Genomic DNA, 13554 nt, shown 5'->3' with positions numbered 1-13554 from the left:
TTATGAGTAAGCGAATTACTAGCAAGCAAAGATACAAATAACAAGACTGAAGATACGGTTTCAGTTTCATTGAATAGCAAAGAAGAAAAATAATATGTTTACAGCTTTATTAGAAAAAATGCATTTTCCTGACAATTCTACATTATCGACAGCAGAACAAAGTTCAACAGTTGCTAACGAGTCAAATAAAGAAATGGCGCGCTTACTTCATGGCCGTGGATTCTTTTATCCAGAATACCAGCATATCAATATAGATTGGTTAGCACCGGTGGTGTTGATTATCCTGTACAAAGAGGAAGATGCACAATGGCTGGCTAATTTGAGTGATTTTCTACTCGCAGAAATGACTGAAAGAGGGTTTGTTGTTAATAGCATTCAAGTGCAGTTTCGTTGTCGAGATCTTGCGCCTACGGAATTGTTATATGGCGAACAGATTAATAACTTTATCGCTTGTGAAAATGGGCTCGCATACAAAATAAACCTAGGTAAAAATCAAAACTACGGTATTTTCTTAGATATGAAAAATGGCCGTGCTTGGTTAAGAGAAAATAGCCAACAAAAACGTGTATTAAATCTATTTTCATATACCTGTGCCTTTTCTAATGCTGCTATTGCTGGTGGAGCTGAACAAGTCGTTAATCTCGATATGAGTAAAGCGGCGTTAGCGGTAGGGCGTGATAATCATCGGCTTAATGGCCATGATTTAGATAAAGTTAAGTATCTGGGCCATGATCTTTTTAAATCATGGGGTAAAGTTAAACGTTTAGGACCCTATGATATTGTGATTGCCGATCCGCCATCATTACAAAAAGGCAGTGTTAATATTCAGCGTGATTATCCTAAGATAATGCGTCGTTTGCCGGAGTTATTAAAACCAGGCGGGCAAGCGCTTTTATGTTTGAATAGCCCAGATCTTGATTTTCAATTTATCTACGATGCATTAGCTGAGCATTGTCCTACGGCAAAAGTAATAAATGTTATTGAGCCGCCTATTGAGTTTACTAATAGTGACCGCGATAAAGGCTTAAAATGTGTATTGGTCAGTATTTAAGCCAATAAAATCATAAATAGAAGATACAAAAAAAGCCCTAGATGACTAAAATTAAGTCAAGTAGGGCTTTTTTAATGCAGTAATTAGTTAGTTTAAAAGATTAACCTTTTAATGCTAATTGCTCTGCAGCTTGTGTTGCTTGAATCGCTGTTAGCGCGATGGTGTAAACGATATCGTCTACTAGTGCGCCACGTGACAAGTCATTAACAGGTTTGCGCATACCTTGTAGCATTGGACCAATACTGATCAAGTTTGCACTACGTTGTACCGCTTTGTAAGTGGTGTTACCTGTATTTAAATCTGGGAAGATAAACACAGTTGCTTGACCTGCTACTTTCGAGTCTGGTGCTTTACTCTTCGCTACATTTTCCATTACCGCTGCATCGTACTGTAATGGACCGTCGATTAATAAGTCAGGACGACGTTGTTGTGCAATTTTAGTCGCTTCACGTACTTTCTCAACATCTGAACCCGCACCTGAATCACCAGTAGAGTAACTGATCATTGCTACTTTCGGGTCAATACCAAAAGCAATTGCAGAATCAGCAGACTGAATTGCGATATCTGCTAGTTGATCAGCCGTTGGGTCTGGGTTAATTGCACAGTCACCGTAAACTAATACTTGGTCTGGCAATAACATAAAGAAGATTGATGAAACTAAACTTGCACCCGGTGCTGTTTTAATTAACTGTAATGCTGGGCGAATAGTATTAGCTGTAGTGTGAACCGCACCAGACACTAGACCGGCTACTTCATTTTCAGCTAGCATCATTGTACCTAATACAACGGTATCTTGTAGGTGCTCACGTGCAACAACTTCTGTTAAGCCTTTACCTTTACGAAGAGCAACCATTGGTGCTACGTATTGCTCTATCACATCAACAGGATTAACAATTTCAACTTCATCAGTCAAAACAATACCTTGCTGCGTTGCAACACGGTGGATCTCTTCAGGATTACCTAATAATACTGGTTTAGCGATACCACGTTCTGCACAAATAACTGCAGCTTGAATAGTACGAGGCTCTTCACCTTCAGGTAATACGATACGTTGGTTTGCTTTACGTGCTAATTCCGTTAAGTGGTAACGGAATGCTGGTGGTGATAAACGACGCGATAATGAAGAATCTTGTGTTAACGTGTTTAACCAATGCTTGTCGATATGGCTGGCAATGTACTCTTGTACTTTTTCAATACGCTCTAAATCATCAACAGGTATTTCCATGTTGAAGTTTTGTAAACGTTGGGCTGTATGCCATGTGTTACTTTTGATCAGTAGCACTGGTAATCCTGCGTCCATTGCACTTTTACAAAGCTTCATCACTTCATCTTCAGGTGGGTAGTCGCCGGTTAATAATAAACAACCGATTTTCATACCGTTCATTACAGCTAAACAAGCGGCAATGATCACATCACTTCTATCACCCGATGTTACTAACATTGAACCAGCTTTAAAGTGCTCAACCATGTTAGGGATTGAACGAGCACAGAAAGTTACTGATTGTAAACGGCGGTTATCAAGGTCACCTTTGTTAAGGATCTTAGCTTCTAAATGGATCGCTAGATCTTTAACGCGTGGTGCGATTAGATCAGCACTCCAAGGGATACAGCCTAAAATTGGTAATGGGCTTTTGCTGAACATTTGTAATACTTCAAGGTTGTTATTAATACTACCTTCAGGAATATCAAACATTTCAGTTAAGTCGTTACCTGTTTTATCATTCTCATCAACAGGAGCGCCCACTTTATTAATAATACAGCCAGCAATATGTTTATTTTCTTTGCCACCAAATGAAGAGATAGCAATTTCCATGCGCTCTTTTAATTGTTGTGACGTATCGTTACTTGGATGCGTAACAAATACCATATCAGCACTTAATGCTTTAGCGATACTGTAGTTGATGTTATTAGCAAATTGATGCTTATCGGTAGGGACTAAACCTTCAACAATGATCACATCACTGTCTTTAGTACCTTCACGGAAACGCTCTACGATATTTTCTAGTAACTCAGAAGTACGTCCTGAAGAAATAAGTGTTTCAGCATATTTCATTGCAAAAGGTTCAGGAGGAAGGATGTTACTTGAATTGCGTAATGTTGTTGTTGAGCGTTCTGTACCTGCATCGCCTGGGCGTGGTTGTGCAATTGGTTTGAAAAAATTAACGGCAACACCTTGGCGTTCCATTGCACGAACCATTCCGAGACTAACCGAAGTGACACCAACACCAGCGCCAATAGGGATCAGCATTATTGTACGAGCCATGACTATTCCTTTTTAATAGATGACAAAAGGGAGTGAATACTCCCTCAAAAAAATTATTATAAGTTACGCACCAACAAGTGCAGCAGAATCTTGCGCGATAACCCATTCTTCATTGGTTGGTATAACCATTGCAATTGGGGAGTTATCGGTAGTGATCACGCCTGAATTACCTAGTCTTGCAGCTTTGTTTTTCTCTGCATCTACTTGGTATCCAAAGATAGTTAAGTTTTCTAATACTTTCGTACGAATACGTTCAGAGTTCTCGCCAATACCGCCGGTAAATACTATCGCATCTATACGACCAAGTGGTACGGCGTAGGATGCAATATACTTAGCTAAACGGTAGGCAAACATCTCAATTGCAAGGATAGCTCCTTGGTGACCTTTTTGGTAGTTTTCTTCGATATCTCGGAAATCACTTGAAATACCTGATATACCTAATAGGCCACTTTGTTTTTGTAGCATGTCCATTACACCTTTCAGGCTGTAGCCTTCACGTTCCACAAGGTGATCAATAATACTTGGATCTATATCACCACAGCGAGTACCCATTACTAAGCCGGCAAGTGGAGTCATACCCATACTTGTATCAACTGATTGGCCGTTTTTAATCGCTGCAACCGATGCTCCATTACCTAAATGAGCAGAGATGATATTTGTTTCTTCTACTTTTTGGCCCAATGCTTTAGCTGCTTCATTGGTAACAAATAAGTGGCTGGTGCCGTGCATGCCGTAACGACGAATATGAGATTGTTTGTATAAATTATATGGCAACGCATATAGGAAAGCTTTTGCTGGCATAGTTTGGTGGAAAGCAGTATCAAACACGACAACTTGTGTTAATGATGGGAACGCTTTTTGTGCTGCTTTGATACCTAAAATATGTGCAGGATTATGTAATGGTGCAAGTGAAGCGCATTCTTCAATACCTTCAAGCACTTCTTCATCAATAATAACTGACTTAGTAAATTTTTCACCACCATGAACAATTCGATGGCCTATAGCAATAAATTGAGACTCAAGACCCTCAACTTTTTTAATAATATCTTCTACAATGAATGAAATGGCTGCAGAGTGAGCACTATTTTCAGGCAAGTTAGTTGACTCTTTCTTACCGTCAAACTTCCATTTAATACGAGCATCGGGAAGATTAAAACATTCAGCTAAACCACTGATTATTTCATCTCCATTGTTTGCATTGATTACAGCGAATTTAAGCGAAGAACTACCACAGTTAAGTACAAGGACTAATTTATTGCTCATGAAAAAATTCCAGTCAGTAAATAATAAGTATATAAATATCAATTCTAATTTTTGATATTAAGCTAGGGTATAATAGTGAGATATAACTGAATAAGAACGTAGCGTTTGGCAACATTGTCCATATTAAGCTATATTATCAATTTTACCTTTATGTAATAAAATTACAAATATCAAATTGATAAAAATTATTCGAAATCAATTTTAGTTGGAACATTTCCATAAATTAGGCATGATTTGTATTGTTGTGATTGAGTTATCAATTTTAAAGGAGAATTTATTTGTTTAATTTTTTTGAGCTATTAAAAAAAGGCGACCATTATTTAAAAATATGGCCAAAACAAAACTGTCTGTATTCTTTATTTATTGAAAGTAAAATGGTCTGTTATACACAATTATTAATTAAAGTATTCCCGATTTTTATTGTGCTTGTTGCTTCCTTGTACATGTTTTTTCCAACTTATTTTTCTTGGCCAAGTACCGCTACATTTATTTTATTTTTAATCGGATTACCTGCGCATTGTTTATTATGGTTAGGAAAACGTTCGCAACAAACGCTCTCACCTGCGCTATTTAATTGGTATCTTGAGGTAAGTGAGGCCTTACATGGAAAAGATAATGGGCAACGAACCATGGTCGATCAGTTGCGCTTTATAGACCTTGCTAAATTGTTGAATAAAGGTTTCAAAAAAGGAGGGGATAACTTTTTATATAACAATGAACTAATATAAGTTAGTTTTTTTGAAATACTTCAATATTAAAATCACATTCAATTTTCCAGTGTGGCTGGCTAAGTAATTTAGCTAGCTTTTCTGGTGTAAACTTCCAAGCAAAAGGGGTCATGTTAATGAGGTCTTTTAACTGCTGAGGTGAATCAATATCTAGTTCATAACTGAGATTTACTTGCTCCACTTTACTGAAACCATCGACTGCTTCATTCTCCTGCGCATGGTCATTTACTTGTTCGTAAATGCACTCTCTTAATTGAAATAAGTGACGTGGCGCAGGTGTTACTGTAATTAAATAACAGTTTTGCTTAATTAGACGTAACAACTCCTCCGCTTTTGATGGTGCATAGATACGTATCATTAGGTCAATACTTTGTGCATTTAATGGAACTTGATAGGCGCTGGCGACACAAAAATCAATTTTTTTATAGCGTTTAGCGGCATAACGAACGGCCACTTTAGAAATATCAATGCCGCAGATACGATGTTGTGGCAATTGTTGATTGATAATATCGGTGTAATAACCCTCTCCACAGCCTAAGTCTAGGATCTGTGCTTGTTCGGTATCAGCTAAATATTGTTTACTTATTTGTGCTACTTTTTCTGCGAGTGGTAAGTAACCGCTGGTATTTAAAAATGCACGCCTAGCAGCCATCATCTCTTGATTATCACCGGGATTTTTAGAGCTTTTTGATTGCACCGGTAATAAATTTAAATATCCTTCCTTAGCAATATCAAAATGATGATTATTTTCACACACTTGGGTGTTATTGATTTGGTTAAATGAAGCTTGGCAAAGCGGGCAAATAAAAGGAGTCATAGAGGCTGCTATTTAGTAAGAAGTAAAAATAAAGACAGTAAAAACTGTCTTTATTAAGAATTGAGGACATTAAACTAAGTAAAGTATACTTAGCTAAGTGCTTATTGAGAAGGTTTCACTGAACAAAGGTATTAAAAAATAACATTGTCATGGTATTCAAGAAGGACCTTTTGCACAGCAAGCATAGTATCTCTTGATGGTGGGTGAACGCCATCAAGAGGATATATTTCTCCCATTGCTGTCCACTTATGCTTTCCAAGCTCGTGATAGGGTAGCATTTCAATCTTTTCTATATTTTTCATTGGTTGAATAAATTGACCTAACGAATGGGCGTCTTTAAGGCTATCGGTGATCCCAGGAACAACAACATAGCGTAGATAGATCGCTTGATCATGTTCAGCTAAATACTTTGCAAACTCTAGAGTATATTTATTACTAACATGGGTTAAGTCGATATGCTTTTTATTGTCCATCTGCTTAATATCTAATAAGACTAGGTCAGTATGTTTAAGAATATTTTGAGTTGTTTGGTCAATTTTTCGTACAAAACCATTGGTATCTAAACAAGTATGAATGCCTTCTGCACGGCAGGCTTCAAACATCGCCAGCACAAATTCAGGTTGTAGCATTGCTTCGCCACCAGAAATAGTAATACCACCGCCGGACGCGTCCATATAATGGCGGTATTGCAGCATCTCTTTCATTAATTCATCAACGGTCATCTCTTTACCGCCTTCAGTATCCCAAGTATCGCGGTTATGGCAATACTGACAGCGCATTAAACAGCCTTGTAAGAAGATAATAAAGCGGATCCCTGGCCCATCAACGGTGCCACAGGTTTCTACTGAGTGTACTCGTCCAGTAACTGACATCTTATAACCTCATAAAAACTAATTATTTGTATCAACTATTAATTGAACATGACTGCGTTATAACAATGGATACAGTGCCATAACAACTGATAAAAATAATTACTTTTGTTGTGATAAAAATAAAGGTTTCATCCCGAAGAATGAAACCTTTTTTATTATAGCAGGCTAATATAAAAGTGAACCTGTTATCGTCTATTTTTTATAGTGTTGCTGTAAAAGTACGTGTAATAACATCACTTTGTTGTTCTTTAGTTAATGAGTTAAAACGTACTGCATAACCAGAGACTCGGATTGTTAACTGAGGGTATTTCTCAGGGTGGTCCATTGCATCTAATAATGTCTCACGGTTCATTACATTAACGTTTAAGTGTTGACCACCTTCAATATCTGGCGTGTGCTTGAAGTAACCATCCATTAGACCAGCCAAGTTAGATTTTTGAGAATCATCTGTTTTGCCTAGTGCATTTGGTACGATTGAGAATGTGTAAGAAATACCATCCTGTGCGTAAGCAAACGGTAGTTTAGATACTGATGTTAATGATGCTACTGCACCTTTTTCATCACGTCCATGCATTGGGTTTGCACCTGGTGCAAATGGCATACCTGCACGACGACCGTCTGGTGTGTTACCTGTTTTCTTACCGTATACAACGTTAGATGTAATAGTAAGAATTGACTGTGTAGCACGTGCATTACGGTACATAGGGCGTGATTTTATTTTTTTCATGAACGTTTCAACTAGTTCACAAGCAATATCATCAACACGTGGATCATTATTACCAAATTTAGGGTAATCACCTTCAATTTCAAAGTCAGTCGCAATACCATCTTCATCACGAATAGGACGAACTTTTGCGTATTTAATTGCTGCTAATGAATCCGCTGCAATTGAAAGACCAGCAATACCACAGGCCATTGTACGTTCAACATCACGGTCATGAAGTGCCATTAATGAAGCTTCATAGCTGTATTTGTCATGCATGTAATGAATACAATTAAGTGCTGTGACGTATTGTTCTGCTAACCAATCCATGAAGTGATCAAGGTTTGCGTAAACTTCTTCGTAATCTAATACTTCACTAGTAATTGCTGGTAAAGTTTTAGGGCCTACTTGCATTTTTGATTTTTCATCAACACCACCATTGATGGAGTACAATAATGTTTTTGCTAAGTTGGCGCGTGCACCAAAGAATTGCATCTGCTTACCAACAATCATTGGCGATACACAACAAGCGATAGCATAATCATCGTTATCGAAATCAGTACGCATTAAGTCATCATTTTCGTACTGGATAGATGAAGTATCGATAGATACTTTTGCACAGTATTTTTTGAAGTTAATTGGTAAAGCTTCAGACCATAAAACAGTAATGTTTGGCTCTGGAGAAGGGCCCATAGTGTATTGTGTGTGTAAGAAACGGAAGCTGTTTTTGGTTACTAGCGTACGTCCATCAACACCCATACCACCGATAGACTCTGTAGCCCAGATAGGGTCACCAGAGAATAGGTCATCATATTCAGGTGTACGTAGGAAACGAACCATACGTAGTTTCATTACTAAGTGGTCGATTAGTTCCTGTGCTTCAGTTTCAGTGATTAGACCTGCTTTTAGATCTTTTTCAATGTAGATATCTAAGAAAGAAGCGGTACGGCCAAATGACATTGCAGCGCCATTTTGTGATTTAATTGCAGCTAAGTAACCAAAGTAAGTCCATTGGATTGCTTCTTTAGCGTTTGATGCTGGTCCAGAAATATCATAACCGTATTTCGCTGCCATCACTTTCATTTGGTCAAGCGCACGATATTGCTCAAAAATCTCTTCACGCAATTTCATTGTATCTTCTAATGAAGTACCTGCGATTAATTCAGCTTCTAAACTTTTATGCTGAGCTGCTTTTTCAGTCATTAGGTAATCGATACCGTATAAAGCAACACGGCGGTAATCACCAATAATACGACCACGACCGTAAGCATCTGGTAAACCTGTTAATACACCTGATTTACGACATTTAAGAATGTCGCCAGTGTAAACGTCGAATACACCTTGGTTATGTGTTTTACGGTATTCAGAGTAAGTTTTACGGATAGTTGGATCTAATTCTTTACCGTAAACTTTACAAGAACCATCGATCATACGAATACCACCGTTAGGGATAAGCGCACGTTTTAATGGTTTTTCTGTTTGTAGACCAACAATCGTTTCTAAGTCTTTGTTGATGTAACCTGCATCATGTGCAGTAATAGTCGAAACCACATCGGTATCAAAATCAACAGGTGCATGTGTTGCGTTTTCCTGCTTGATACCCACCATTACATTTTCCCATAGCTCGTCAGTCGCTTTAGTTGCGTCAGCTAGGAAACTTTCATCTCCATCAAAAGGGGTGTAGTTTTTTTGGATGAAGTCACGAACATTAACTTCTGTTTTCCAAGTGTCGCCAGCAAAACCTTCCCATGCTGATGCAAATGCTTCGTTTAATTTAGTCATAAAGATTTACCTTTACCGTTAGTGATTAAAAAATGTGTATAAATTAGTTGTTTGTGAATATGTTTGGTACATCCTATGTACCGCACTTAATGCATGCGCACTTAGTAGTGTTGAAAATGCGATAAGCGCAGGTGGGGCAATAACAAAATAGAAAATAATACGGAGTGCAATAAGTATGCTTGTATTGTTTGAAAGAAGAGACACAGGCAAAATAGTTTTGCTTATTTTACTGTTAGCAATACGATTGCTTTGGCTTGGTATTTGGTAAGCTAAATACTCGTTAACGCTATTGTCTATTTGCATCTTAGAAGTTACCCCGTGATGGATTAGTGCTTAGTTTAACAAATGCTTTTGTACAAAAATTGATTCATATCAAGTTGCACAGCGATCTCGTAATAAAATTACACGTTTATTTTAAAAAGCCTTTTTTGCTTGAATAATGTACCGATTAAAGTGATATAAATATCACTATAATTCACTAAATTGTTTAAATTTAACCTTAAAAAGGTAATTTAATTTCAATTCCCTCTCGAACACTCTTGCCATAAGAAAATGTTATCTTAATAAAATTAATAGCTTACTAAACAAATATTACATAAATAAACTGCTGAATATTTATTGAAACTTAACTCAACTATTTATTTTTATTAACGTTCGATTATAACTTAGTCAAATGAATCTTAAATATATTTTTGTTATCTTTTTTAGATGCCTCTAATAAATACAAAAAATAGTATATAACCCATATTTTTGTATGGTTTTTAGCCAAAGGATAAGTCAGTTAAGGTATAATTATTTTTAATAGAATTTCACTAATTTATATCTCTTTAGAAGGAGTTAGTTTATGAACGTACAAATATTAATTACGATCACTGGTATTTACCAACCTGATTTAGTTAAATGTCTTGCAGAAAAAACACATGCATTAAACGGTAAATGGTTAACCAGCAAAATTAACCATATAGAAGGATATATGGCTGGATTAATTAAGATTGAATTAGAGCCAGAAAAAGTTGAAACACTTTTAAATGGTTTTAAAACCTTACCTCTTCATATCGATTGGGTTGAACTGAAGCGCTTACCGAAAGAAAAGCCTAATCATTTAAATTTATCAATTGATGCGAGAGATCGTGCAGGTTTAGTGAATGATATTTCACAAGTGTTAAGTGAAAATAGCGTTAAGGTTGAAAATATGGAGTGCAACAGAATTGGTGTGCCTGACATTGGTGGTACAGTGTTTACGAGCCACTTTGAAATAGCTGTGTCCGATGCCTTTGACCAGAACCTGTTGATTGCCTCATTACAAGAGATATCTAACGATCTCATTATCGATATTAAAGGCTTATAAATAACCTTAAAGCTGAAGTTGTATTTTTATGCGAGTCTAGATTGGTTATATAAATATAGGTTGGTCATGCAAATCTAAGTGGTTATATAAATTTTAGGCATAAAAAAGGGCGCTATCAATAGCGCCCTTTTTGTTTCATCTTTTAACAAAGCTAGTAGGTTAAATAAAGTTATTATGTTTAATAAATACTAATCCTATCAGCGTCTAATATTACTTATAATAAAGATGGTAGGCCGTATTGTTTCTCGAACATACCTACTGCTAACATAGCAATAAAACAAACCACTAATACTGAACCCGGTATAATAATCTTATCTAAAAATGATAGACGTTTAGCGCGTTCCTTATCTCCAATTAAACCGTTGTTATCTAATAACATGGTTAATGCCCAAGCAAGTACAGGATTAAACACTGCAGCAGTAAAAATACAAATACCAGCAGCTTGTGAATCCTTCGTATTTTTAATCATTTGCATACCTGCTTCTAGTAAAGGCAAGAATACACCAACTAATAAAGCAATACGCATTACTGGTGGCCATACTGCGATGTCCATTGGGAAGCCTAGAAATGCAATTAACATTACTAAGCTGCCTAATATAATTGAACCCGCTGGAATAGGGCGTTTAGCAATCGCCGCAGGGATCATATAAGTTCCCCATGAAGAGGTGATGTTACCACCACCCACTGCAGTACCAACCATTTGACGGACTGAACACATGGTCATCGTATCGTCCACATCCATTAATACATTTTCAGTCTTTTTTGGGTAGTTTAATTCTTGAAAAATACGGTGTCCTAAGAAGTCCGGTGACCACATCGCTACGGCTAAAATTGCAAAAGGTAATGAGGCAATGAAGTGTTCAAGGTTTGGTAAACCTAACATCCAACCTTCAGTAGTGCTTCCCCACCAGTAAACAGGGTTTAAATTAGGTAGTCCCATTTCTGTTTCGAAGGTTAGGTTAAAGCCTGCCCCGAGTGCTAGCGCGATCAATAACCCTGTAATTGCACAAGCTGGAATAGCTAACCAACGTTTGTTAATTTTTGCAAGGAAAGCATAAAGAATGATATTTGTTGCTAATACAACTAAGCCAACATATCCCATACTACCTGCTGCAACATCTGCAGATTGTAACCCTTTAGCCCAGTCTTGAACTTGACCTATTTGACTGAATGCACCAGTAAACCCAAGGAACACCAGTAACCCACCTGCTACGCCTTCTCCGGTTAAATTAACCAGTTTAGATCCACCTTTAAAGTAGCTGAGCAATAAACCAAATACACCGAGTAAGATAGCTAAAGCAAGTGGGTGAGCACCCGCTAATGCAATTGCACCGATTAACGGGATCATTGGACCATGGTTACCCGCTAGGTTGGCTTTAGGGTTAACAAAGCCCGAAGCAACAATACAAAATAAAAAGGCGGGGATAAGCATTTCAACTCGCGCCACTTCGATAGCAAAATCTTTACCTAAAGTGATGTGCGCCCATTGCTCTGTTAAACCATCAGCCCAAGACATCATTACCGCAGAGTACATTGCGATGATGCCGATGGTACCTGCTACAGCGGGTACTAAATCTTCCCATTCGAAGCGGAAATCTCGGCCGGGTAGATTTAACCCGTAACGGCGAGGTTTCATTATCTGTAATTCGTGATCCAAATAATCAGACCGTGTTGCAAACTCGCTTGCGGGTTTATGCAGCTCGCTATAGCTTTTAGTTTGTTTATCAGTTGGCATTGAGGAGGTACTCCCTTACTCTGGTTAAATTTAAAATTCGTTAATTTAGTGCTAAATAAGCGCTGATATCATTTTGTCAGCGGTTATGGAATGGGTTAATTATGCATCGATAATTTAATATAGCTTAGCTTAACCAAAGTGAGTAAAAAATCGCTTGATCTGGATCAGAAGAGTTCTCATGCTGAAATTAAATTACAAAAAAATGAGGTATTTCCATTAATACCCCGCTAATAACTTACTTATAGCCGTATTTTTGATAATTAATTGCGTATTTAACTTACGTGATAGGGGAAAAGCCTAAGAAATATAGGTGTAAAACTCGAAATGCATAATAGAAGCTATAAAAAAGTGTTGGCTTTAATAACTTCTATACTTGCTTATAGATTGATGTTCAGAGCCTATACTCCAATGCCTATATTCTAGGGCATAGCTCCGGAATTATATTTCAGAGTTATATTTAGAAATTGGCTATAGTAGATCTTGCATCTCTTCTAGTATTTGTAAGCACCAATCACTGATACGTTGGTCACTTAGTTCATATTGAGTATCTTCATCAATCGCTAATCCGACAAAACATTGTTTATCTTCGGTTAATGCTTTTGATGCCTCAAAGTCATATCCTTCAATGGGCCAATAACCGATGAATTTAGGATGTTGGGGTAATAATTTGTCGTGCAACATGCCAACTGCATCAATAAACCACTCACTGTAACCATTTTGGTCACCCAATCCGAATAGCGCAACTATTTTGCCATTAACATTAAGGCCGTCGATTTGATCCCATAACTTACCCCAATCCTCTTGAAGTTCACCATAATCCCAAGTAGAAATGCCTAAAATAACAATGTCATAATCATTTATCTTGCTTAAACCGTCATCTTTTATGTTAAATATGTCTACTAATGATTCACCTAGCTCTGCTTGAATCTTTTCTGCAGCAATTTCTGTATAACAAGTACTAGAACCATAAAATAAACCGATTTTCATAAGTG

Annotated in this window: 11 protein-coding genes; 3 read left to right on the top strand and 8 right to left on the bottom strand. The window is 37.2% G+C overall.

Annotation, left to right across the window (positions count from 1 at the left end; all coding sequences use genetic code 11):
• Positions 1 to 94 precede the first annotated feature (94 nt).
• The gene (locus MT390_RS08435; RefSeq protein WP_499440627.1) at positions 95 to 1051 is read left to right on the top strand and encodes a class I SAM-dependent methyltransferase; all 957 of its coding nucleotides are present in this window, start codon (positions 95 to 97) and stop codon (positions 1049 to 1051) included.
• 100 nt (positions 1052 to 1151) lie between these two features.
• On the opposite strand, the gene pta is transcribed toward MT390_RS08435, so the two are convergent.
• Both pta and MT390_RS08425 read right to left on the bottom strand, forming a co-directional pair.
• Complete coding sequence (gene pta / locus MT390_RS08430; protein ID WP_499440626.1) at positions 1152 to 3314, bottom strand: phosphate acetyltransferase; 2163 nt, start codon at positions 3312 to 3314, stop codon at positions 1152 to 1154.
• A 63-nt stretch (positions 3315 to 3377) separates the two neighbouring features.
• Positions 3378 to 4577: an acetate kinase gene (locus tag MT390_RS08425; RefSeq protein ID WP_499440624.1), complete on the bottom strand. Its 1200-nt coding sequence runs from the start codon at positions 4575 to 4577 to the stop codon at positions 3378 to 3380.
• A gap of 278 nt (positions 4578 to 4855) precedes the next feature.
• On the opposite strand from MT390_RS08425, the gene yfbV reads away from it, so the two are divergent.
• Complete coding sequence (yfbV, locus tag MT390_RS08420; RefSeq protein ID WP_166372251.1) at positions 4856 to 5305, top strand: terminus macrodomain insulation protein YfbV; 450 nt, start codon at positions 4856 to 4858, stop codon at positions 5303 to 5305.
• 1 nt (position 5306) lies between these two features.
• On the opposite strand, the gene rlmA is transcribed toward yfbV, so the two are convergent.
• The 4 genes from rlmA to MT390_RS08400 all read right to left on the bottom strand — a co-directional run bounded on the left by rlmA (position 5307) and on the right by MT390_RS08400 (position 9782).
• Positions 5307 to 6122 (bottom strand): 23S rRNA (guanine(745)-N(1))-methyltransferase, encoded by an 816-nt coding sequence (rlmA, locus tag MT390_RS08415; RefSeq protein WP_499440623.1) that lies wholly within the window; start codon positions 6120 to 6122, stop codon positions 5307 to 5309.
• 131 nt (positions 6123 to 6253) lie between these two features.
• Positions 6254 to 6994 carry a pyruvate formate lyase 1-activating protein gene (pflA, locus tag MT390_RS08410; protein WP_166372253.1) on the bottom strand — a complete coding sequence of 247 codons (741 nt, stop codon included), beginning with the start codon at positions 6992 to 6994 and terminating at the stop codon, positions 6254 to 6256.
• 199 nt (positions 6995 to 7193) lie between these two features.
• Positions 7194 to 9479 carry a formate C-acetyltransferase gene (gene pflB, locus MT390_RS08405; protein ID WP_166372254.1) on the bottom strand — a complete coding sequence of 762 codons (2286 nt, stop codon included), beginning with the start codon at positions 9477 to 9479 and terminating at the stop codon, positions 7194 to 7196.
• An 18-nt stretch (positions 9480 to 9497) separates the two neighbouring features.
• Positions 9498 to 9782 carry a hypothetical protein gene (locus MT390_RS08400; protein WP_166372255.1) on the bottom strand — a complete coding sequence of 95 codons (285 nt, stop codon included), beginning with the start codon at positions 9780 to 9782 and terminating at the stop codon, positions 9498 to 9500.
• Between the two features lie 541 nt (positions 9783 to 10323).
• Here MT390_RS08400 and MT390_RS08395 point away from each other — a divergent pair.
• Positions 10324 to 10827 (top strand): glycine cleavage system transcriptional repressor, encoded by a 504-nt coding sequence (locus tag MT390_RS08395; RefSeq protein WP_028869099.1) that lies wholly within the window; start codon positions 10324 to 10326, stop codon positions 10825 to 10827.
• Positions 10828 to 11041: 214 nt separating this feature from the next.
• Here MT390_RS08395 and MT390_RS08390 read toward each other — a convergent pair whose 3' ends face one another.
• Together MT390_RS08390 and fldB are read right to left on the bottom strand one after the other, a co-directional pair.
• Positions 11042 to 12562 carry a DUF3360 family protein gene (locus MT390_RS08390; protein WP_166372256.1) on the bottom strand — a complete coding sequence of 507 codons (1521 nt, stop codon included), beginning with the start codon at positions 12560 to 12562 and terminating at the stop codon, positions 11042 to 11044.
• A gap of 468 nt (positions 12563 to 13030) precedes the next feature.
• Complete coding sequence (gene fldB / locus MT390_RS08385; RefSeq protein ID WP_499440622.1) at positions 13031 to 13549, bottom strand: flavodoxin FldB; 519 nt, start codon at positions 13547 to 13549, stop codon at positions 13031 to 13033.
• Positions 13550 to 13554: the final 5 nt, after the last annotated feature.

The organism is Vibrio sp. 2-Bac 85, assembly GCF_037546705.1.
Taxonomy (GTDB): Bacteria; Pseudomonadota; Gammaproteobacteria; order Enterobacterales; family Psychromonadaceae; genus Psychromonas.
Note: the sequence above shows the minus strand (reverse complement) of the source record. Positions and strands in the feature narration are given on the sequence as shown.